20 protein-coding genes are annotated in these 21,400 nt (G+C 60.5%); 3 read left to right on the top strand and 17 right to left on the bottom strand.

Annotated elements, in window-relative coordinates; all coding sequences use genetic code 11:
- Positions 1 to 10 precede the first annotated feature (10 nt).
- Positions 11 to 2,266, bottom strand: coding sequence for a GTP diphosphokinase (relA, locus tag ABVT36_RS01610; RefSeq protein WP_368454946.1), 2,256 nt, complete (start codon positions 2,264 to 2,266; stop codon positions 11 to 13).
- 24 nt (positions 2,267 to 2,290) lie between these two features.
- Positions 2,291 to 3,181 carry a cysteine synthase CysM gene (gene cysM, locus ABVT36_RS01605; RefSeq protein WP_368454945.1) on the bottom strand — a complete coding sequence of 297 codons (891 nt, stop codon included), beginning with the start codon at positions 3,179 to 3,181 and terminating at the stop codon, positions 2,291 to 2,293.
- A gap of 154 nt (positions 3,182 to 3,335) precedes the next feature.
- Between cysM and ABVT36_RS01600 the strand changes: the two genes are divergently transcribed.
- Positions 3,336 to 6,161, top strand: a complete 2,826-nt coding sequence (locus tag ABVT36_RS01600) for a response regulator (protein ID WP_368454944.1) — start codon at positions 3,336 to 3,338, stop codon at positions 6,159 to 6,161.
- Here ABVT36_RS01600 and acpS read toward each other — a convergent pair.
- The 8 genes from acpS to ABVT36_RS01560 all read right to left on the bottom strand — a co-directional run bounded on the left by acpS (position 6,158) and on the right by ABVT36_RS01560 (position 13,659).
- The gene (acpS, locus tag ABVT36_RS01595; RefSeq protein ID WP_368454943.1) at positions 6,158 to 6,559 is read right to left on the bottom strand and encodes a holo-ACP synthase; all 402 of its coding nucleotides are present in this window, start codon (positions 6,557 to 6,559) and stop codon (positions 6,158 to 6,160) included. The two genes, ABVT36_RS01600 and acpS, sit on opposite strands and share 4 nt — an antisense overlap.
- Positions 6,549 to 7,298, bottom strand: a complete 750-nt coding sequence (gene recO, locus ABVT36_RS01590; RefSeq protein ID WP_368454942.1) for a DNA repair protein RecO — start codon at positions 7,296 to 7,298, stop codon at positions 6,549 to 6,551. The genes acpS and recO overlap by 11 nt, the downstream gene beginning before the upstream one ends.
- A 29-nt stretch (positions 7,299 to 7,327) precedes the next feature.
- Complete coding sequence (gene era / locus ABVT36_RS01585; RefSeq protein WP_367148487.1) at positions 7,328 to 8,239, bottom strand: GTPase Era; 912 nt, start codon at positions 8,237 to 8,239, stop codon at positions 7,328 to 7,330.
- Between the two features lie 110 nt (positions 8,240 to 8,349).
- Positions 8,350 to 9,030, bottom strand: coding sequence for a ribonuclease III (gene rnc, locus ABVT36_RS01580; RefSeq protein ID WP_368454941.1), 681 nt, complete (start codon positions 9,028 to 9,030; stop codon positions 8,350 to 8,352).
- Positions 9,023 to 9,463 carry a DUF4845 domain-containing protein gene (locus tag ABVT36_RS01575; RefSeq protein ID WP_368454940.1) on the bottom strand — a complete coding sequence of 147 codons (441 nt, stop codon included), beginning with the start codon at positions 9,461 to 9,463 and terminating at the stop codon, positions 9,023 to 9,025. Before ABVT36_RS01575 ends, rnc begins: the two co-directional genes overlap by 8 nt.
- A 24-nt stretch (positions 9,464 to 9,487) precedes the next feature.
- The gene (gene lepB, locus ABVT36_RS01570) at positions 9,488 to 10,243 is read right to left on the bottom strand and encodes a signal peptidase I (RefSeq protein ID WP_368454939.1); all 756 of its coding nucleotides are present in this window, start codon (positions 10,241 to 10,243) and stop codon (positions 9,488 to 9,490) included.
- 42 nt (positions 10,244 to 10,285) lie between these two features.
- Complete coding sequence (lepA, locus tag ABVT36_RS01565) at positions 10,286 to 12,091, bottom strand: translation elongation factor 4 (protein WP_367148491.1); 1,806 nt, start codon at positions 12,089 to 12,091, stop codon at positions 10,286 to 10,288.
- A 170-nt stretch (positions 12,092 to 12,261) separates the two neighbouring features.
- Entirely contained in the window at positions 12,262 to 13,659 is a 1,398-nt protein-coding gene (locus ABVT36_RS01560) for a Do family serine endopeptidase (protein WP_367148492.1), read from the bottom strand.
- A gap of 236 nt (positions 13,660 to 13,895) precedes the next feature.
- Here ABVT36_RS01560 and mpaA point away from each other — a divergent pair, with 236 nt between their 5' ends.
- Complete coding sequence (mpaA, locus tag ABVT36_RS01555; RefSeq protein WP_368454938.1) at positions 13,896 to 14,612, top strand: murein tripeptide amidase MpaA; 717 nt, start codon at positions 13,896 to 13,898, stop codon at positions 14,610 to 14,612.
- Positions 14,613 to 14,614: 2 nt separating this feature from the next.
- On the opposite strand, the gene ycjG is transcribed toward mpaA, so the two are convergent.
- From ycjG to rpoE, 5 genes are all read right to left on the bottom strand, one after another.
- Positions 14,615 to 15,562 carry an L-Ala-D/L-Glu epimerase gene (ycjG, locus tag ABVT36_RS01550; protein WP_368454937.1) on the bottom strand — a complete coding sequence of 316 codons (948 nt, stop codon included), beginning with the start codon at positions 15,560 to 15,562 and terminating at the stop codon, positions 14,615 to 14,617.
- A 197-nt stretch (positions 15,563 to 15,759) separates the two neighbouring features.
- Complete coding sequence (locus tag ABVT36_RS01545; protein ID WP_368454936.1) at positions 15,760 to 16,209, bottom strand: SoxR reducing system RseC family protein; 450 nt, start codon at positions 16,207 to 16,209, stop codon at positions 15,760 to 15,762.
- 10 nt (positions 16,210 to 16,219) lie between these two features.
- Complete coding sequence (locus ABVT36_RS01540; protein ID WP_368454935.1) at positions 16,220 to 17,254, bottom strand: MucB/RseB C-terminal domain-containing protein; 1,035 nt, start codon at positions 17,252 to 17,254, stop codon at positions 16,220 to 16,222.
- A 2-nt stretch (positions 17,255 to 17,256) separates the two neighbouring features.
- Positions 17,257 to 17,946, bottom strand: coding sequence for a sigma-E factor negative regulatory protein (locus ABVT36_RS01535; RefSeq protein ID WP_368454934.1), 690 nt, complete (start codon positions 17,944 to 17,946; stop codon positions 17,257 to 17,259).
- A 188-nt stretch (positions 17,947 to 18,134) separates the two neighbouring features.
- Positions 18,135 to 18,749 (bottom strand): RNA polymerase sigma factor RpoE, encoded by a 615-nt coding sequence (rpoE, locus tag ABVT36_RS01530; protein WP_367148498.1) that lies wholly within the window; start codon positions 18,747 to 18,749, stop codon positions 18,135 to 18,137.
- A 171-nt stretch (positions 18,750 to 18,920) separates the two neighbouring features.
- Here rpoE and nadB point away from each other — a divergent pair, with 171 nt between their 5' ends.
- Positions 18,921 to 20,528 (top strand): L-aspartate oxidase, encoded by a 1,608-nt coding sequence (gene nadB, locus ABVT36_RS01525; RefSeq protein WP_368454933.1) that lies wholly within the window; start codon positions 18,921 to 18,923, stop codon positions 20,526 to 20,528.
- 177 nt (positions 20,529 to 20,705) lie between these two features.
- Here the strand turns inward: nadB and ABVT36_RS01520 are convergent, their stop codons facing one another.
- Both ABVT36_RS01520 and ABVT36_RS01515 read right to left on the bottom strand, forming a co-directional pair.
- The gene (locus ABVT36_RS01520; RefSeq protein ID WP_368454932.1) at positions 20,706 to 21,158 is read right to left on the bottom strand and encodes a protein YgfX; all 453 of its coding nucleotides are present in this window, start codon (positions 21,156 to 21,158) and stop codon (positions 20,706 to 20,708) included.
- Positions 21,133 to 21,378 carry a succinate dehydrogenase assembly factor 2 gene (locus tag ABVT36_RS01515; protein WP_368454931.1) on the bottom strand — a complete coding sequence of 82 codons (246 nt, stop codon included), beginning with the start codon at positions 21,376 to 21,378 and terminating at the stop codon, positions 21,133 to 21,135. Before ABVT36_RS01515 ends, ABVT36_RS01520 begins: the two co-directional genes overlap by 26 nt.
- Between the last annotated feature and the right edge of the window lie 22 nt (positions 21,379 to 21,400).

Raw genomic sequence — 21,400 nt, 5'->3', positions numbered from 1 at the left:
AAGTTTTCGGTTAATGCAAAATTCGCCGCTTGGCGGACATGACATTTGGCAGCCGGTTGATCCGGTGCAACACCCGGCTCAACTCTTCGAAATTGCGGATTTCAGCGGTCAACACTATCTCTACCGTGTGTTTGTTCCTGTTGGAGCGGGTTTGCATGGCGGTGACATTGATCCGCTGACTGTCCAGCATTGCAGTAATATCCCGCAACAGGCCGTGCCGGTCATAGGCTTCAATTATGATCTCCACCGCATACAGCTGTGAGGGCTTCTCCGACCACTCCACCTGCAGTACCCGCTCGCGCTCTTCAGACTGCATACGCAGCATGTTGGCGCAATCCTTGCGGTGGATGGAAACCCCGCGACCCAGGGTGATATAACCCATGATGTCATCCCCCGGTACCGGATTGCAGCACCTGGCAATATGCGTCATCAGGTTGCCCACGCCATCGATGTAGACATCCGCCTTGCCCTCGCCCCGTGCCACGGGAGCGGTGAGAGAGGGCGCCGGCTCAACGTGATCGACGTTGATCATGCGCTGGGCCCGATTCAGCACTTGGCCCACACCGATGTCACCGGCACCAACAGCGGCATAGAGGTCATCCAGGGAATGCATGTTGAGCTTTGTGGCCAGCTGTTCGAAGTCAAAGTTGGTCAGCGCCAGCTGTTTGAACTCACCGTCGAGAATAGTGCGGCCATCGGCGATATTCTGGTCTCTCGCCTGCTGCTTGAACCAGTGAATCACTTTGGCGCGGGCACGGGAAGTGGTGATGTACCCCATCCCCGCCGACAGCCAGTCGCGACTGGGTGACTCGCGCTTGCCGGTGAGGATTTCCACCTGATTGGCCGTCTGCAACGCGTGGTTTAGCGGCACTATGCGCCCATCCACTTTGGCACCACGGCAACAGTGGCCGATTTCAGTGTGAATCCTGTAGGCAAAATCCAGCGGTGTGGCGCCCCGGGGGAGATCCATCACATGGCCGTCGGGGGTAAACACATAGATGCGCGTATCGACGTCACTGGTTTGCAAATCGTCCTGCAGGGGATTGCCGCCCACCTCTTCGTGCCAGTCGAGTACCTGGCGCAACCAGGAAATTTTCTGCTCGTAACCGTCCCGCCCCTCGGCCTGACTCTGACTCTTGTCAGTGCCCTTGTATCGCCAGTGGGCACAGACACCATACTCCGCCTCTTCGTTCATGGCATAGGTGCGAATCTGCACCTCCAGTACCTTCTGATCCGGACCTATCACCGCGGTGTGCAGGGAGCGGTAGCCGTTTTCCTTGGGCGAGGCGATGTAATCGTCAAACTCATTGGGAATATTGCGCCACAGGTTGTGCACTATACCGAGTACTGCATAACAGTCCCGCACCGTAGGCACTAGGATTCTCACTGCGCGAATATCGTAAACCTGGGAAAAACCGATATTTTTCCGGCGCATTTTGCGCCAAATACTGTAGATGTGCTTGGCACGCCCGTACACTTCACCGTCGATATCCGCGTGCTTGAGTTGCCCGCGCAACAGTTTCAGCACTTCGTCGATATAGTTTTGCCGCGCCAGCCGCTTCTCGTCCAGCAGTCTGGCGATTTGCATATAGTCATCCGGTTCCAGGTAACGGAAGGATAGATCCTCCAGCTCCCATTTGATATGACCTATGCCCAGGCGATGTGCCAGGGGGGCATAGACATCGGCAACTTCCCGCGCAATGCGGCGGCGCTTGTCCGGCTCGGAGTTTTTGGCAGCGCGAATCGCACAGGTGCGCTCGGCGAGCTTGATGAGCGCGACCCGCACATCGTCCACCAGTGCCACCAGCATACGGCGGATATTCTCCGAATGCTCTTCGACAGCCCCGCCTCTGCTCTCACTGCCGGTTTCGGCACTGCGGCTGCGAATTGCCGCCATCTTCAGCACGCCGCTAATCAGTTTGGCGACCGTCTGGCCGAAGCTTTCCTCCACTTTTTTCAGCGGCAGCCGTTTCTCCCGCACAGCGCGATAAAGTATCGCGGCGCACAAGGCCTCACCATCGATTTGCAGATCGGCGAGAATCTCTGCCATTTCCAGGCCGGTGGCAAAACTGCTGGCACCTTCCGCCCAGATATTCTCCGCCGCTATCGCCCGCTTCTCCGCCTCGGCACTCACTTCCGCGGCCCGGCGCAGAGTAACCAGAGTCCCGCCATCCAGCTGCGCCAGCCGCTGCATGTGACGCAACCAGGATTCCAGGTCCAGGGTCCCGTCGCCATCGACTGAATGGTGTTTTCTAACCTGTACCATCTAGTCCCCAATTTATTGCGGCGCTTACTCGTTAAAAAGCCCGGATGAAAGGTACCTGTCGCCGCGGTCACAAACGATGGCGACGATGGTGGCATTCTCCAGCTCTGACGACAACCGCAGTGCAGCGGCCACCGCCCCCCCGGAGGAGACACCGCAGAAAATGCCTTCGACACGGGCCAGCTGTCTCGCCATCTGTTCGGCCTGGCGCTGATCCATGTCGATCACCCTGTCCACCTCTTCGGGCACAAAGATACTGGGCAGATAAGCCTGGGGCCAGCGCCGGATTCCGGGGATACTCGAGCCTTCGGTAGGCTGAAGCCCGACAATCTCTATCCCGGGATTGCACTCTTTCAAATAGCGTCCACAGCCCATGATGGTGCCTGTGGTGCCCATGGATGAAACCAAATGGGTAATACGGCCGCCTGTCTGATGCCAGAGCTCCGGTCCGGTTCCCTCATAGTGCGCCCGGGGGTTGTCGTCGTTGGAGAATTGGTTCAGCACCAGTCCCCCGCCATCGGCCTGCATTTGCAGGGCCAGGTCCCGCGCGCCCTCCATGCCCTCTTCAGCACTGACCAGCACCAGCTCGGCGCCATAGGCCGACATGGCCGCCTTGCGCTCATCGGTGGCGCTTTCGGGCATGATCAGGATCATGCGATAGCCCTTGATGGCGGCGGCCATGGCAAGTGCTATGCCAGTGTTGCCGCTGGTGGCTTCGATCAGCGTATCGCCGGGCGCTATCTGACCGCGGGCCTCGGCCTGATTGACCATCGACAGAGCCGGGCGGTCCTTGACTGAACCGGCCGGGTTGTTTCCCTCCAGCTTCAGTAAAATCGTGTTGCTCGTCTCCCCCTGCAGGCGTTGCAGTCTGACCAGCGGAGTCGCGCCGACACAGTCAGCAATAGTGGGATAGTCCATGGTACTCCAGTCCCCGGCAAATTGCGGAGCGACATTCTACCCATCCGGCCGCGCTCCTGCGAGCTTCGACCGGACCGCTACGCAATAGTGCCATATGCCCCCGACAGCGCTAAAATCCAGTTAAAAAATAGAACTCCCAATTGGGCTCCACACCATGGCCGTACCCAAACCAACAGGGCTGCCGGCAGGCTCGCCGCGCAAGATAAGGTCCCTGCGGGCGATACTGTTCAGATTCACTCTCACGCCGGCGATAGCACTGGCGCTGTTGCTGGCACTGGTGTTCGCCCTGCAGCAAATGGAGGACCGCCGCCAGTTACTGCTCAGTCACGGTCGCGCCAGCGCCGAGCAATTAGCCGAATTGATCGAACTTAGCGGTGGCCAGCCGCTGGAGCTGCGCCTCGAATGGTTGCGCCGCAGCCTGCTGGCACTGATGCTGGAAAAGGACATGGTGCGTTCAGTACAGATTTATTCCACCGAGGGGGAAATCGACCCAGAAACCGGCCTGCGTCTGCTGGCCAGCGCCGGTCCGCGTGCGCGGGCTGCGGTAACCGCCGAGGACCTGCACACCCAGCAGCCATTCATTCGGGAGACCGACCGCAACCTGGCGGTGCTCTATCCCCTCAATGGTGAAGACATCACCTGCTGGATCGCCATTGAGCTACACCGGCCCTATTTTACCGTCGGTACTTATCAGGTAATGCTGGCGGGATTACTGGGTCTCATATTTTGCGCCCCGGCTGCATTGATCTGGTCGGCTTTTCTGGCCGAGCGCTTCGCGCAACGGCTCTCCCGGATCGGCGACAGCCTGGACGAGCTGGGACAGGGACGTTTCACAACCCGGGTGGCACGCAGCCAGGTTCGCGAACTGGACTGGCTGGGTAAACGGGTCAACAAAATGGCCGCCGGCCTGGCTGACCATCGGGTCGATTTCGAGACTTCATTAAAACAGTCGATGGAGGACCTGAAGGAATCCCTCGACAGCATGGAGGAGCAGAACGTCGCAATGGACCTGGCCCGGAAAAAGGCGGTGGAGGCGAGCCGGATCAAGTCGGCATTTTTGGCCAATACCAGCCACGAAATCCGCACACCTCTGAACGGCATTATCGGGTTTACCAATCTGCTGCTGAAAACCGATGTCAACGAGCTGCAACAGGATTACCTGCGCACCATTTTGCGGTCATCGGAAAACCTCTTGACCACAATCAACGATATCCTCGATTTCTCACGCATCGAATCCGGCAATCTGGTCCTCGACCATATTCCCATGAACCTGGGCCAGCTGCTGGAAGAGACACTGCAGATCCTGGCTCCATTCGCATATGAGCACAACCTGGAGCTGGTGCCTTTGATCGACAACCAGCTGCCGCACACGCAGATCGGCGATCCACTGCGTATCAAGCAGATTCTCACCAATCTGGTCGGCAACGCCGTGCGCAGTTCCAAGAACGGCAATATACCTGTGCATATCGGCGTGCAAAATGTCAGGGAGTCGGAGCTGGTGGTGCAGATCAGTGTGAGCGACCTGGGCAACCGCATCGACGACCGGGCGCGGCGCGAACAACGGCAACTGCTGGAGAATTCGGCCCCGGCACAGGGGCAACAGATCAACAGCAGCAACCTGGGCCTGGCCATAGCGCGCAGCCTTCTGGACCGCATGCGCGGCTCTATTGGCTTCGACGATACCAACGGCGCTGGCTCCACTCTTTCCGTGCAGATACCTTTGCGCCTGGAGCGAAACAGCACGCCGCCCGTGCGGGAGGGGTTTCCGCACTGCCGGCTGCTGATCGCCGATCCCAACCCTATGACCCGGACACAGGTCGCACAATTACTGGCGCACTGGCAGGTGGAACCGATCGAACTTGGGGACACGGCGACACTGGAACCCGCTATCGAACAGATGTGGCGACACGATGCGCTGCCGGATGCAATCATCGTCGACACCGGGATTGCAAACCGGGAGTTCGACCCTTTTATCGCCACGGTACAGCAACTTGTGGACACTTATCAGTGCCGTATCATTCTACAGGGGTCGCCGGTGGAACTGCGGCGTTGCTACGAATCGCTGCGCACCCGGGTGCTTTCTTTTCTGGGCAAGCCGGTGGCCCGTGACAACCTCCTGCGGGCACTGCGACGGACCCTTCCGCAGCAAAATCAGGCTCGCGTCAACGGCGACTCCCCACCTCTGCCCTGGCCCAGCACACCCAGGGTCCTGGCGGTGGACGACTACGAAGCCAACCGCACCCTGGTCGCCGAACTCTTGCGCACCCAGGGCATAGAACCGGTGGTCGCAGCCAGTGGAGAGGAGGCTATCGATTTGTGCCACCAGCAGACTTTCGACCTGATTTTCATGGATATCCAGATGCCAGGCATGAACGGGATTGAAGCCACCAGCCGGATTCGCAAACGGGAAACCAGCGGGCGCACACCGATCATTGCGTTAACCGCCCACGCAGGCAGCGAGGAAAAAGCGCGATTGCTGTCCGCCGGCCTGGACGACTATATGAGTAAACCGGTCACCGAGGCTCAGCTCACCCATACCATCAAACGCTGGATGAATATCCTGGTGCCGCAAAGCTCTAACGGTGAACTCCTATGCGATCCACATCTGGTGGATATTGCGGAAAGTCTCAGTCTCAGTAATAACGATGCTGGCCTGGCCAGGGATATGCTGCAGATGCTGATCAAGGGTCTGGTGGAGGACGAGCAGGAACTGCACCGACTGCGCAGTGCCGGCGACCACCGCGGTCTGTTTGAATTAATCCACCGTCTGCATGGGGGTTGCTGCTACTGCGGGGTTTCACGCTTGCGAGAGGCCACACGCCTGCTGCAGGAACACCTGCGCCCACTGCAAGAGCAGCCGGAATCCGCTATCGACGCCGGCAAAATCGAGATAGTAGCGCGGGAGATCCGCGCCCTGCGGGAATGGGCCTCGGAACAAAACCTGGATGCTCTATTTGGGCTACAGGAGACCACTGGCTAACGGTAATCCCGCCCCTGGCCCTCAAACACCACAAACGCCAGGGCGAAATCTTTTTCGTCCGACAGCGTCAGGTGAATCCGCTCTACGCCCATCCGGTCCGCGCGGCTGCGCGCCTGCCCCGACAGATACACCTCAGGGGCCCTGCCACGGCGGCGGCGAACCTCGATGTGCTGCCAGGAAATCCCCGCACCGATACCGCTACCCAGCGCTTTGCCCAATGCCTCCTTGGCCGCGAACCGCTTGCATAGGTAGGCGGCGCGATGGGGGTCCGCGAGTGCGGAAAAAGCCGAGCGCTCCCCCGGGCAGAGTACTCGCGCGACAAAACGATCGCCAAAACGATGCCAGGACGCCTCTATCCGGGCCAGACTGCAGATGTCCGTGCCGATACTAATGATCATGGTAAACCTGCCTGAACAATTCGCGACTGCGCAGCGGCTTTTCCCCCAGCAGAGGGGTAAGTAACAGGCGCGTGAGCTGCCTGGCGGATGCCGGCAGCTCGCAACCGCTGGCGCTGCCGCGCATCAGCAGGTCCATTGCCAGGAGATCGGCACCGGTAAAAACACCCGCTGGCGGGCGCCGTGCACCGCTTCGAACAACCGGTACCAGTCCGGTTTCGTTCTCCAGCCGATACAGACCTGCCGCATCAACTTCCCCCCCGCTGTGGGCACAGTGATTCAGCGGCGGGCAGCTGCCAAGCTCGCTCAGTAGTTGCAGTTCAAAACGCCGCAGGGGTGCCTCCAGCGGTGCGGCAGAGCCCCCGTCGAGCAGTGCCAGCGACTCCAGTAATGTCTGGTAGCCGGCAAAAGCCCTGTAGTGGGTTTCACCCGCCGGCAACAGGCGCACCAGCAATTCGTTGGCGTAGAAGCCAGCGTAAACCGCCCGCCCCTGCAGGCGCAGAGCCGCACCGGCGCTCTCCACGGCCCCCAGGTTCTTCAGTTCACCCCGCCCCAGCAGCGAAACCAGCAGCGGGGTAAACGGCTGCAAAGCCCGCTGGCGGCGCTGCTTGCTACGCCTGGCCCCCCGGGCGACACAGGCGATCCGCCCCCACTCCGGCGTCAGGAGATCCAGTAGGAGGCTCGAATCCCTAAAAGGTCGCGTGTGCAGTATGTACGCCGGCTGGGGGGGCTGTGGTGTCATAAGGTCAGTGAGTATAAGGGTTGCCGCGACTAGTCGTCCCGGTAGCCGAGACTGCGCAGTGCGCGCTCGTCGTCGGACCAGCCGGATTTCACTTTCACCCACAGGTTGAGCATCACTTTGCTATCCAGCAGCCGTTCGATATCCTCCCGCGCCTGGCTGCCAATCTGTTTGATGCGCTCACCCTTGTTGCCGATGATAATCCGCTTCTGTCCGGAACGCTCCACCAGAATGGCGGCGCTGATGTGCAGGATATTGCCTTCCTGAACAAACTCTTCCACTTCCACGTTCACCTGGTAGGGAATTTCTGCACCCAACTGCCGGGTAACCTTTTCCCGCACTATTTCCGCGGCCAGAAAACGGGAACTGCGGTCAGTAATCTGATCTGCGGGGAAAAAATGCTGCCCCTGGGGCAGATGCCGCACTATCACACTTTCCAGGGCGTCCAGATTGACACCGCGCAGGGCGGAAACCGGCACGATCTCGGCATTCGGGTGCCGGTCGGCCAGTGCCTGCAGCTGCGGTAGTAGCTCGGCCTTGTCCTCGAGCTGGTCCACTTTGTTGACGGCTATCACCAGCGGACACTTGAGCCCCTGTAATCTATCCGCGACCAGTTGGTCTCCCTCGGTCCAGCGAGCGCGTTCCACAACGAACACCACCAGATCCACATCCCGCACCGCGCCACTCGCGGCCCGGTTCATGTAGCGGTTGATCGCCCGGTCGGCATCCGCGTGCAGTCCCGGTGTGTCGACAAAAATAATCTGGTCGCTGCCCACGGTTTTTATACCCAGCATATTGTGCCGGGTCGTCTGCGGCTTGCGCGAGGTGATCGCCAGCTTCTGGCCCAGCAGGTGGTTTAGCAGCGTGGACTTGCCCACATTGGGTCGGCCCACTATGGCCACATAGCCACAGCGGTGGGGTTGAGAGGAAACCGTGTCGTTCAAATACTTTCTCCAGATAGACGAATGTCTGCCTCGACGTTTGCAGTTTAAGCTGTAATGGCACCGATGGCGCCCTGAATGCACAAAGACTGTGGCGCTGCTACGCGCGGGAATCAGGCGCCGCCGGTCAGGCGCCGATAGGCCACTGATGCGGCGAGTTTTTCCGCTGCCCGGCGACTGCCGGCCTCGCCCCTCGCCGGTTCCGCCAGGCCGTTGACCCGACACTCCACGATAAATCGCTGGGCGTGTTCCTCTCCGGCAATATTGACCACCCTGTATTCGGGCAGTGGCCGCTTGCGGGCCTGCAGCCATTCCTGCAGCTGCGTCTTGGCATCCTTGGTATTTTCCGGGGACAGTGACTGCAGACGGGAGGCAAACCAGGTCAGTACCCGCTCCCGCGCCCTCTCCAGCCCCGCGTCCAGGTAGATGGCACCGATCAAAGCTTCCAGCGCATCGGCGAGGATGGACGCACGGCGAAAGCCGCCACTTTTCATTTCCCCATCCCCCAGGCGCAGGCACTCGCCCACTTCCATCTCCCTGGCCAGATCGGCCAATGTCTCACCGCTGACCAGCTGCGCACGCAGCCGGCTGAGCTGCCCCTCCCGCCCCTGGGGAAACTGCTCAAACAGTGCCGCACCGATGGTGAAGCCGAGAATGGAATCGCCGAGAAATTCCAGCCGCTCATTGTTGCGACTGCCGTGGGAACGGTGGGTGAGCGCCAGCTCCAGCAGATCCCGGCGCGCAAAGGAGTGTCCCAGTCGCTGACTGAGACGATCGAGTAATAGGTCAGTCACTTTTGCGAAATTGCTTCAGGTCCACCAGGGGCTCGCAGCAGAGGTCCGCCTTGGCGGTATTTAACTGTTTATTGAATTTCATCACCACATCGACATTGTAGATCAGCGGCTGGCGCAGTTCGTACTCAACGCTCACCAACTTACTGTCGGCGCCACTGATCACCCGCAACGCCTTGGTGGGCTCGCCACGGACATTGTTGAGGAGGAAAAAGCGATCCAAATCAGTTCTGATCTGACCCTTGGTCATAGTCTCCAGGTCCGGGTTTTGCGCCAGTTTGCGCAATCCTTCATCGACATAATAAGCGTCGATGTATGCGGGCCCCATCCGGGAGACGCAGGTCAGTACAAACCCAAACACCGCTATTACCAGTAGCAGCCCCCAGTAACTCAAGCCGCGCTGCTGCCGCAGGGAAACCCTTAGCTGCTTGCCCATTGCCAAATCCTCGACTGATTTTAATTATTGGATCGAGCCCACGCGTTTAAAACTCGGCAGGCTAAACAGATTGTCCCAGTGCATCCAGATCGCGAACGCCTTGCCGACCACATCCTGCTCGGGCACGAAACCCCACTTGCGGCTGTCGAGGCTGTTGTCGCGGTTGTCCCCCATCATAAAGTAGTGACCCTCGGGCACCACTCCGCTGTAGTTGCTGTACAGACTGGGAGCCACATGCCGCGCCATCAGGTGGCGGCGACCGTAGATCTCCTCCCACTTGACCTCCAGCTGCGGATTCCCCGGGGGCAACGCCTGGATCAGTTCCTGTGGCGCCCGCTCACCATTGATAAACAATACATTGTCCCTGAGCTCCACTTTATCCCCGGGCAGACCGATAACCCGCTTGATGAAGTAGGTGTCGTTCATGTGCGGGGGGAAAAACACCATCACATCGCCGCGCTGGGGCTCGCCGATATCGATCACCTTGGTGCGCGCGACCGGCAGGCGCAGGCCATAGGCGTATTTGTTCACCAGAATAAAATCCCCCACCTGCAGCGTCGGCACCATCGACCGGGATGGAATCTGAAAAGGCTCCACCACAAAGGAGCGCAGAATAAAGATAATCGCCAGTACGGGGAAAAAAGACTTGGCGTACTCCACGACCAGGGGCTCAGCGACATCCTGAGCGCGGCGACGGGCAAAAAACAGACTGTCCACCAGCCAGATACCGCCGCTGCCGACTACCAACCACAGGAGGATCAGGGGAAAGTTAATATCCATGCTCGTTTCTCTAGCTTCGTTTGCACAACCGGCGGGACCGCCCTACTGATCCACCTTGAGTACCGCCAGAAATGCCTCCTGCGGCACTTCGACCCGACCCAACTGTTTCATGCGGCGCTTGCCCTCTTTTTGTTTCTCCAGCAGCTTCTTTTTCCGCGTCACATCACCGCCGTAGCACTTGGCGGTAACATTCTTGCGCAGTGCTTTCACTGTGGTGCGCGCTACCACCTGGCCCCCTATGGCTGCCTGTATGGCTACGTCGAACATTTGCCGCGGGATCAATTCTTTCATCTTTTCCGCCATAGCGCGGCCCTTGTGGTGGGCATTGTCGCGGTGCACGATCAACGCCAGCGCATCCACCCGGTCGCCGTTGATAAGGATATCGAGGCGAACCAGCTTTGCCGCGTCGAAGCGCACAAATCCGTAGTCCAGCGATGCAAAGCCCCGGCTCACGGACTTGAGGCGGTCGAAAAAGTCCATCACCACTTCGCTCATGGGCAGCTCGTAGCGCAGGGACACCTGGTTGCCCAGGTACTGCATATCCCTCTGCACCCCTCTTTTTTCCACACACAGGGTAATCACGTTACCCAGGTACTCCTGCGGCACCAGAATATTGACCTCGGCGATGGGCTCGCGCATTTCAGCAATGGAGCCGAGGTCCGGCAACCGCGAGGGATTGTCCACGGTGACCACACTACCATCGTTCAGCGCCACTTCGTAGACCACAGTGGGCGCCGTGGTAATCAGATCCAGGTCGTACTCGCGCTCCAACCGCTCCTGAATGATTTCCATATGCAGCATGCCCAGAAAGCCACAGCGAAAACCGAAACCGAGCGCATCGGAGGTCTCGGGCTCATAGAACAGGGAGGCATCATTCAGGGACAGCTTCTCCAGCGCATCGCGAAACGCCTCATAGTCGTCGGAGCTGACCGGAAACAGGCCTGCGTACACCTGTGGCTTGACCCGCTGGAAACCCGGCAGCATGTCCACCTCTTGCGCGCCCTTGGCATGGGTCAACGTATCCCCCACCGGTGCGCCGTGGATATCCTTGATACCCGCCACCACAAAGCCCACTTCACCAGCGCGCAATACACCGGTTTCATTGCGCTTGGGGGTAAAGGTGCCGACACTGTCCACCACATGGGCACGGCCAATGGACTTGGTCACTATCTTGTCTTTTACCTTGAGGGTGCCCTGCACCACGCGTACCAGAGAGACCACCCCCAGATAGCTGTCGAACCAGGAATCGATAATCAGTGCCTGCAGCGGCGCATCCACATCGCCCTGGGGTGGCGGCACCCGGCGCACCAGATCCTCCAGGACATCTTCGACAGCGAGCCCGGACTTGGCGCTGCAGCGTGTCGCTTCAGTGGCATCTATGCCGATAATGTCCTCGATCTCCTCCGCCACCTTGTCCGGATCCGCCTGGGGCAGATCCATCTTGTTGAGTACCGGAATCACCTCCAGACCCTGCTCGATGGCGGTGTAGCAGTTGGCCACCGACTGGGCTTCCACCCCCTGGGCCGCATCCACCACCAGCAGGGCGCCCTCACAGGCGGCGAGGGAACGGGATACCTCGTAGGAGAAATCCACGTGGCCCGGGGTATCGATGAAGTTCAGCTGGTAGGTCTCACCGTCTCGGGCCGTGTAATCCAGGGTCACGCTCTGGGCCTTGATGGTGATACCGCGCTCACGCTCCAGGTCCATACTGTCGAGCACCTGCTCGGCCATTTCCCGATCACTGAGGCCGCCACACACCTGGATAAAGCGGTCGGCCAGGGTCGATTTGCCGTGATCGATATGGGCAATGATGGAAAAGTTGCGGATATGGGACAGATCTGTTGCCACTGGGGAATAGAAACCCTTGCAAAATCAAAATGTTAACCAGGCCCAGGGCCTGCGGCGAGGCGCAAGTCTAGCAGAAGGCGGCGGCTGCTGGGCAGTACCGGGCTGATAAAACGACAGCGGCGGCCGGTTTTCACCGGCCGCCGCCAGGGCTAATGTCCGGGGCCGATTTCTCAGCCGTCTATCTGGATAGTGCGGAAAGTGGGCTGTCCACCGCGGAAGAAGCGGATCGGCAGCAACTCTCCCTGGGGCAGGTCCTTGGAAATCTTGACGTAGTCTTTCAGGTTGCGCACTTCGTCAAACCCCAGCTGCGCCACTATATCGCCACTCCGCAGGCCAGCCTTGGCACCGGGTTTACCGGGCACCACCTGCCTGACCACAACGCCACCATCCACGTTCCAGCGCTGTTTCAGGGTATCGGGGATATCCTCCACTACCAGACCCAGGCGCCCTCCCTCCGCACTGGCGGGGCCTACGGAAGTTTGCAGGGCATCGTTCGCTTCAGTGTCCAGGGTACCGACAACCACACTGACATTCTTCGACTCACCCTTGCGCATCAGCTGCACTGTGACTTCACTACCGGGCCTGGTCCGTCCCACCACATGGGGCAGGTCACCGGACTCCGAGATTTTTTCACCGTCGAAGCGCAGAATAATGTCACCGGCCATGATTCCGGCCTGGGCCGCGGGCGCACCGGACTCCACCTGGGCCACCAGGGCGCCACTGGGTGTGCCCAGACCCATAGCCTCCGCCATCTTGCGGTCCACATTCTGGATGCCGACACCGAGCCAGCCGCGGTCCACGCGCCCCTTTTCCTTCAACTGCGCCACCACGTCCCGGGCGAGGTCCGAGGGGATGGCGAACGACAAGCCGATAGAGCCGCCGCTGCGGGTGTATATCTGTGAGTTGATACCCACCACCTCACCATCCAGGTTGAACAGTGGACCGCCTGAGTTGCCCGGATTAATTGCCACGTCAGTCTGGATGAAAGGCACATAGTTCTCGCGGCTTTCGTTGGGAATACTGCGGCCCTTGGCACTGATGATCCCTGCGCTGGCGGAATAGTCGAGACCGAACGGGGAACCGATGGCGACCACCCATTCGCCCACTTCCAGATTGTCCGACTCACCCCATTCCACTGCCGGCAGGTCGTCGGCCTCTATTTTCAACAGGGCCAGGTCTGATGCCACATCCGTGCCTATGACCGTGGCGTCGTATTCACGCCGGTCCGTCAGGGTCACCACCACCTTGTCAGCGCCGTCCACCACATGGTTGTTGGTCACTACATAGCCGTCGTCCGAAATGATGAAGCCCGAGCCCATGGTGGCGGTGGGGCGCGGCTGGCCGCGGCGCGGATCCAGCAACTGGCGGAAAATATCCGGGATGTCCCCGCGGAACTGCGGCGGTTCGTTACCGCGGACCCTGCGACTGGTCTCCATAGTGTTGATCTTCACCACTGCGGGAGAATTTTCCTTGATGAGGTCGGTCAGTTCCGGCAGCCCCCTGGCGAAGGCGGATGTCGAAATCAAGAGACACAGAATCACAAGACACTGCACACTGCGCTTTACCATCGATTTGTTACCTTTGGTTATTCCTTCTAGTATCCTATAGGACAATCAACTTGGCAGTCACCTTCGGCCGCCCTTCGCCCATATGGTCGCCCATATGGGGGGCTGAGCCGCCGGCGACCATGGGTTTCCGGTAACGATTAGTGGCGTTTTGGCCGCAAAAGTTCGCCCCCATAGTGTAAATCAGTGTTAAGTCCAGCTTGAGCCGACATGGGAAAGGGCTCTCAATCGAGTCAACTATGACCAGGCCTCGCCCCCGCTCCGAACGCGGCCGCTTCTGCCATCCGCGCCGTCAGTACGGACACTCCGAACTGGGCGCGCCGCTGTTGTACTTTCCGGCCCAGAACCTGGACGACAGCCGTGGCCAACAGGGTATCGTCATGGCCGGCACCCACGGCGATGAGACGGCCTCCGTAGTGGCACTGTCATGCGCCCTGCGCAGCCTGCTTGCGGACCAGCTGCGCCACCATGTAATCCTCGCGGTAAACCCCGACGGCTGCCAGCTGGGTTTGCGGGCCAATGCCCGCGGAGTCGACCTCAACCGCAACTTCGCCACCGCCAACTGGACTCCTGACGGCAGTGTCTATCGCTGGTCCAGCACTGCGCAAGAGCGCGATGTGAAGCTGGCCACCGGCGCCTGTGGCGGCTCGGAAGCGGAAACCGCAGCCCTGTGCCAACTGATCGAACAGCTCGCCCCTCCCTGGGTGGTATCCATCCACGAGCCACTGGCCTGTATCGAGGATGCCGGCAACTCTCCACTGGGGCAGTGGCTGGCGGGTGGCATGGAACTGCCACTGGTGGCAGGGCTGGACTACGAAACGCCCGGCTCCTTCGGCAGCTGGTGCGCCGAACGGGCACTGCCCTGTATCACCGTTGAGCTGCCGCCAATTTCCGCTGACGCCGCCTGCGAGCAATATCTGCAGACACTGCTGGGGCTACTGACCTGGAGCGGCTGATTTCAGACCCAGTAAACCATACCCGCACCGTATCTCACCGGCGGATCCACATCCCGGGCGAGCCAGGAAGGCCCATCCAGGTCCAGCAGCGGTACCCGCTCTCCCAGCGGCCAGGCAGCGCGAATTGCCCGGGATGTGCACAACATGCAACCCAGCATCAACGCAAAGCCTTCGGCCCGGGCGGCCTCGGCCAGTGCCAAAGCCTCGGTGATACCGCCACTCTTATCCAGTTTGATGTTGAGCATTTCGTAGCGCCCCCGCAAGCGCGGCAGGTCGTCCCGGGAATGGCAGCTCTCATCGGCACAAATCGGCAGCGGATGGGCAAAAGAAGACAGGTGGGCATCATCGCCGGCGGGCAGCGGTTGCTCCAGCATCGCGACTTCCAATTCCGCCAATTGGTGACAGCGGGCCTCCAGGCTTACAACCGGCCAGGATTCATTGGCATCGATCACCAGCCGGCTGTCCGGCACCGCATCGCGCACCGCCCGCACCCGCTCAATCACCTGCTGGTCGTCGAGTTTGAGTTTCAGTGTGGCCGCCCCCCCGGATACGGCCACCTGCGCCGCTGACGCCATGGCCTGCGGGGTATCGATGACCAGGGTCTGCACTGTGGGCAACTTTTCCACTCCGGGAAGGGACTTCCCTGACTTTCGCGCCTGCCAGTCCGCCAGTGCACAGTCCAGCGCGTTGCGCGCCGCCCCGGCCGGCAGGCGCGACTGCAGTTGCCGCTGACTGAGCCCGCAACCAATATCCGTCAGCACCGGCGTCAGCTGCTGAATGACCGACTCCACCGACTCCCCGTAGCGGGCGTAGGGTGTGCATTCCCCAACCCCGGTAACCCCGCCCCCCTGCACTTCGGCCACCACCACCTGCACCTCTGTACGGGCGCCGCGGGAAATGACAAATGCCGTTCGCAACGGCCAGCTCTCCCTATAGCAGTGGGCACGCATGGAGAATCTCCTGTAGTCGCTGGAAAATCAGGCGGGAGGGGCACAATGACATTCGGGAACCCGATAGATGGTCACTCACCAGCCGGATCTTTACCTTTGAAATCCAGTGTAATTACACGATATGGCTTGGCGGCAAACTCCTGCGTCGACCTGTCCGTGTCCTGTCAGCGGGTTAATACCAGTTTAGCGGGGGGACTTCAGTCCGGCTGGTGGGATTCGATACGCAGCAACAGTGGTGTGTAGGAGGGGTTGGTTCGATTGCGGCGACTGTGCCAGTGCACCAGTGCGGCGCCCAGAACCAGCCCGCCAGCCGCCCCTATAATGGCGCCCCTCTCGCCGGCCAGCGCCTCGCCCACCAGTGCCGCCAGCATCAGGCAAGCCAGGGGTAACAGATAGACCAGCATGGCGGCGGCAGTCAGCGTATGCTCGGGGATACCGATCACTGCCTTGTCATTGAGGGAAAGGTCCATGGGATTCCAGCTGTTCAGATCGACCCGAATCCGCGACTTCCCCGCCAGATAGTCACTCAACAAACCGGTGCCGCAGCCGGATCTGGCCACACAGCCGTGGCAACCCTGCTGCCCCATGGCCTCCACCCAGATGGCATCGGCCTCGATAGCAACTACACGACCCTGCTGTTCCACCATCACGGTCACCTCAGGGCTGGGTGCCTACGGCCCGTGCCACCAGTTGCGCGGTGGCGCCGGGGATCTCCCCCACCACTGTGACCGTATAATTGACACCATCCACTTCCATTTGGTCCATATAGGCAACTGTGGCACCGCGGATAGCGCGGCCTTTGAAGTTCAGTTCTGGCCCGAGACGCTGCACAAAGACCGTAAAAACACTGAGCCCGTCGCTGAACGCCAGCATGTCACCATCGGCCAGTGTGCGCACCGCCACCAGCTTGTAGCCATCCGGCAGCCAGCGCACCTGCCAGCGACTCTGCGCGGACTCACAGCCGCCACTCTGGTCAATCTGACGCGCCCCGGGCGACTGTGGCTTGAGATCTGTATCGTCTATAGGGCCGAGATCCAGTTGTACAAACTGGTAGCGCTCCAGAATTTTGCCATCCGCGCCAAACAGGATCGACTTCAGCGGCAATCCCGTTTCCCGGTCCAGGTTCACCAGCATTCCCAAGCGGTGATGGTCCCGCGGACGGGCCTCGATCACTACCGTGTCCCGGTCCGCAACCCGCTCTTCGCCACGCAGTAAAAAATGGTAGGCATTCTGTGCACCGTCGCGAGCGGCACTGCCCCACAGCGACACCCGTGCCAGTGGGCCCATTCTATCACCGCAGTTCCCGGGGTGGCCCCGGCTGATCAGCTCGCGCGGCTGGCCGCTCAGGTAGCGCACCCGCTCCACCTGCTCCCCGGCGCGCACGGCGTGGACCACCTGCAAGGTTTCCAGTGTGCCCATGTGCTCGAAAGTCACCAGACCGCGATAGTCCAGACCGTCCACTGCCGCAGAGAGCTTGTCGAGCCAGTAATCAATCCGCTCCGAGGCTTGCGAATCCCCATCAGAACCGCCGGTGCCGGGTTGCTCTGATCCATCTGCCGGCTGCTGCAAACCTGGGTCTGCCAGGGCCGAACCGATCGCTGGTCCGCTCGCGCCCACAGGGGAAGCCATGAACAACAAAGCCAACAGCAGGCTGTTGGCTTGTGGATTGAAGCGGGAAAAGGCTGTGCGCAAGACTAATTTCCACCCTGTTCGGCAAAAGTGGCCCGCACAAAGGGTACCATGCCCTGATTACCCAACTCTGCAGCCTGCTCCGAATGCTCAACCATAACCCGGTTGAGGTGTCGCATCAGCTCCGGGGTGGGAAGCTGCTGGACAAACGCCTGGCCGGGACCGTCCCCCTGGCGCTCAGGAACCAGTCGCGGCATGGCCGTACTCACTGCGCGGGCAGTGGGCGCCGGCACATAGAAACCACTGGGCTGCTGGACGGACTGCACCGGCGGCTGAACCGGCCGCTCAGCCGTCGCCACCAGTTCCGCACTGCCGGGAGATTCGGGCAGCTGCTGCACACCCAAAATGGCCGCGAAGGCGACAGTCGCAGCCACCGCACCCCGGGTCAGCATACGGCGGGTGCGCCGGTAACCGGTATCCCCGACGGCAATACCATCGCTCGCCGCCTGCGCGGAAAGCGGCAATTCCCGCTCCAGTGCCATGGAAACACCGGCGGCGAGACCCGGATTCACTTTGGCGATCCGTTCGCGACGCATTACGCTGGCCGCCAACTGGTAACGCGACCAGCGCTCACCTATCTCTGCGGAGGTGGCGCTCGCCTTCAGCAGACGTTGTAATTCCAGCTCACTGGCCTCACCGTCCACCAGTGCGGACAGCGATTCGTTAAGCCGATTCTGATGATCCCCGTTAGACATACGGGTATACCCTCTCTGTGCGGTTGAATGCCCGGCCGTTACCCCTACCGGCGTTTGAATTTTTCTATGCTGACCGGTGAATGCCCCGGTCATGCTCTGAGACCCTCAATGCGGCGAATCGTTTCCCTGCTGCGGCAAATAATTCGTACAATTTTCCGCCAGTTTGCCCGGGGCCAGTGGCGCCTTCATCAACCTCGGTCGCCGACTATTTCAGGCTCTCCAGCCATCACCGCCTGAACTGCCCGGTCGATCGCCTCCCGGGCGCGAAAAATGCGCGATCGCACAGTGCCAACCGGGCAGCTCATGACCTCGGCGATCTCCTCGTAACTGAGCCCCTCCATCTCCCGCAAAGTCACCGCGGAGCGCAAATCCTCCGGCAGCGCGCGAATAGCTGCGTGCACCGCTGTTTCCAACTGGTCGCGGAACAGCTGATTTTCCGGTGTGTCATTGTCCCGCAGGAGATCCGCACCGGAATAGTACTCAGCGTCCTCGAGATCCACATCGGAAGATGGTGGACGCCTGCCACGGGCCACCAGGTGATTCTTGGCGGTATTGATCGCAATGCGATACATCCAGGTGTAAAAGGCGCTTTCACCGCGAAAATTTGCCAGCGCCCGGTAGGCCTTGATAAATGCCTCCTGGGTGACGTCCTGGACTTCGCTGTGGTCCTTGATAAAGCGGCTCACCACCGCCAGGATCTTGTGTTGGTACTTCAATACCAATAGGTCAAAGGCGCGCTTATCCCCTTTTTGTACCCGCTCCACCAGCTGGCTGTCACTCGGTGACGCCTGATGCGCTGTCATCCCCTACTCCCGTAAACCACTGCCCCACGCCCGCAGCCTTCTCCCAGGCCGCCGCGCGAAGCTTTCGTTATGTGGTGGTGAGGACACTCGAGAGACAACATAAGTTCCGGGCCAAATCGACGAATGAACGGTAGGCGCTATACTACGCGACCCCTCAACACATTGAAAATTATGACTACTCAGGCGAATTACGACATCCTGGTAATCGGCAGCGGCGCGGCCGGCCTGACTCTGGCCCTGCACCTGGCCTCCCGCTTTCGCGTCGCCCTGCTGTCCAAACAGCGGCTGCGGGACGGCTCAACCTGGTTCGCCCAGGGCGGTATAGCGGCGGTGCTGGACAGCGCCGATTCTATTGAATCACATATAGCCGACACCTTAGATGCAGGTGCCGGTCTCTGCCACCCGGATGCAGTGCGGCAGACAGTCGAAAATAGCGCCGCTACCATCCAGTGGCTGATCGAGCAGGGGGTGGACTTCGATCGCGAAGACAGTGGTTACCACCTAACCAAGGAGGGCGGGCACAGCCACCGCCGCATAGTGCACAGCGCCGACGCCACCGGCCGTGCCGTGCACAGTTCCCTGTTGGAGAGGGTGCGCGAGGCGGAAAATATCCACTGTTTCGAGCACCATATCGCCCTCGACCTGGTGCGCCAGCCCGATCCCTCCAGGGGTCGCTTCCGCTGTGCCGGCGTCTATGTACTCGACAGGCACTCCGAACAGGTCGAGCTGTTTCAGGGCCGGGCCGTTGTGCTGGCCACCGGCGGCGCCAGCAAGGCCTACCTGTACACCAGCAATCCGGATGGCGCCAGTGGCGACGGCATCGCCATGGCCTGGCGCGCCGGCTGCCGGGTGGCGAATATGGAATTCAACCAGTTTCACCCCACCTGCCTGTACCACCCGGAGGCCAAGGCGCTGCTGGTAACCGAGGCGCTGCGGGGCGAAGGCGCCCGACTGAAGCTGCCGGATGGCAGCCGCTTTATGCACCGCTTCGACGATCGCGGTGAGCTGGCGCCGCGCGACATAGTTGCCCGCGCCATCGACCATGAGATGAAACGCCTCGGCGCTGACTGCCTGTATCTGGATATCTCTCACCAGGACGCGGACTTTGTCCGCAACCGTTTCCCCACCGTGTACAACAACTGCCGCCAGTACGGAATCGACATCACCAGTGAACCTATCCCGGTGGTACCCGCAGCCCACTACACCTGTGGCGGCGTTGTGGTCGACCGGCATGGCCGCACCGACCTGGATCAGCTGTATGCGGTGGGGGAAACCACATTCACGGGGCTGCACGGAGCAAACCGGCTGGCCAGCAATTCACTGCTGGAGTGTCTGGTCTATGCGCGCGCCGCCGCCATGGATATAGAGGCCACCCTGGATGGAGTAGCCCCGCCGCGCACCGCCCCCGCCTGGGATGCCTCCCGGGTCACCGACTCCGATGAGGATGTTGTCATCTCACACAACTGGGACGAATTGCGGCGGTTTATGTGGGATTACGTCGGCATAGTCCGCACCCGCAAGCGCCTGCTGCGGGCGGAGCACCGGGTGAGGATGTTACAGGGGGAAATTCGCGAGTTTTACGCCAATTACAAAATCACCAGCGACCTGATCGAACTGCGCAACCTGGCACTGGTTTCGGAGCTGATCATCCGCTCCGCCCTGGAGCGGCGCGAGAGCCGTGGACTGCACTATTCGCTGGACTACCCGGAGCTGCGGGAACTGGCGATGGACACAGTGCTGGTACCGGAAAATTTCGCCAACCAGCGCCAGTTTGTCTAGCAGGCTGTTGAAATTCAAAGAATTTCGACGCCTGCTACCGGAATATGGATGTTCCGGCAAAATCGGCGACGCCTAAGTCGTTGATTTTGGGAGAAAAGTGAAAATCACATTTTTCACTTTTCGTGTTTTGAAACAGGCAGGACGCCTTTTTCAACAACCTGCCAGGGCCTGTTCCGGTCAGCGGGAGTATCGCAATGCCATCTGCAGACGCCGCCAGTGATCGCGACCGAGGCTGTCCCGCGCAAAGACCAGCCGCAGGCGCCGGTCTTTGGTGTCGCGACCGTTGATCACTATCAGCCAGAACCAGAGCACCAATTCGCCCTCAAAGGCAAACTCGCGCTCCCCGGCCGTTTCCGTGCGCCAAAACCAGCGCCGCTCCCGGGTCGACAAAACTCCGCAGCCAGCTCTGATCCGCCTCCACTCCACCCAGCAAATGGCAATCACCAGTGCGGACGCCAACAGGCTGACCGGCCACCAGAGCCGGCTCAGCCAGACCAGTGCCAGGGACTGGAGCCCGATTCCCAACAGGATCGCGGCCAGGAGGCGCGACGGTACCACAGAGCATTGCAGCCGGGCGCTGCGCTCAAAATTTGCCGCGCTAAAATTATTCCTGCAGGCCGGTATTGTCACGGATGATCTGCACTATGCGCAGCAATTCCGGGTCGTCCGGGTCGTCGCGATTCAGCAGCCAGGCAAACAGGTCCTGGTCTTCGCTATCCAGCAATTGGATATAGCGCTGCCTGTCCCCCTCCGGCAGGGTGTCGTAAACCTGCTCCAGAAACGGCAGCAGCACCAGATCCAGCTCCAGCATTCCCCGGCGACTGGCCCAAAAAAGGCGGTTGCGATCCACACTTCAATCCAACAGCGGTGAG

The organism is Microbulbifer sp. TYP-18 (assembly GCF_040932045.1).
Lineage (GTDB): Bacteria > Pseudomonadota > Gammaproteobacteria > Pseudomonadales > Cellvibrionaceae > Microbulbifer.
The sequence above is the reverse complement of the archived record's forward strand: the minus strand, read 5'-3'. Positions and strand labels throughout refer to the sequence as shown.

Coding starts and splice junctions, on each gene's coding strand:
- ABVT36_RS01535 (WP_368454934.1), bottom strand. CDS start 17,946: ATGTCTAACGGGGATCATCAGAATCGGCTTAACGAATCGCTGTCCGCA.
- ABVT36_RS01560 (WP_367148492.1), bottom strand. CDS start 13,659: ATGGTAAAGCGCAGTGTGCAGTGTCTTGTGATTCTGTGTCTCTTGATT.
- ABVT36_RS01600 (WP_368454944.1), top strand. CDS start 3,336: ATGGCCGTACCCAAACCAACAGGGCTGCCGGCAGGCTCGCCGCGCAAG.
- recO (WP_368454942.1), bottom strand. CDS start 7,298: ATGACACCACAGCCCCCCCAGCCGGCGTACATACTGCACACGCGACCT.
- ABVT36_RS01575 (WP_368454940.1), bottom strand. CDS start 9,463: ATGGGCAAGCAGCTAAGGGTTTCCCTGCGGCAGCAGCGCGGCTTGAGT.
- ABVT36_RS01545 (WP_368454936.1), bottom strand. CDS start 16,209: ATGGTGGAACAGCAGGGTCGTGTAGTTGCTATCGAGGCCGATGCCATC.
- nadB (WP_368454933.1), top strand. CDS start 18,921: ATGACTACTCAGGCGAATTACGACATCCTGGTAATCGGCAGCGGCGCG.
- lepB (WP_368454939.1), bottom strand. CDS start 10,243: ATGGATATTAACTTTCCCCTGATCCTCCTGTGGTTGGTAGTCGGCAGC.
- ycjG (WP_368454937.1), bottom strand. CDS start 15,562: ATGCGTGCCCACTGCTATAGGGAGAGCTGGCCGTTGCGAACGGCATTT.
- acpS (WP_368454943.1), bottom strand. CDS start 6,559: ATGATCATTAGTATCGGCACGGACATCTGCAGTCTGGCCCGGATAGAG.
- cysM (WP_368454945.1), bottom strand. CDS start 3,181: ATGGACTATCCCACTATTGCTGACTGTGTCGGCGCGACTCCGCTGGTC.
- relA (WP_368454946.1), bottom strand. CDS start 2,266: ATGGTACAGGTTAGAAAACACCATTCAGTCGATGGCGACGGGACCCTG.
- rpoE (WP_367148498.1), bottom strand. CDS start 18,749: ATGACAGCGCATCAGGCGTCACCGAGTGACAGCCAGCTGGTGGAGCGG.
- mpaA (WP_368454938.1), top strand. CDS start 13,896: ATGACCAGGCCTCGCCCCCGCTCCGAACGCGGCCGCTTCTGCCATCCG.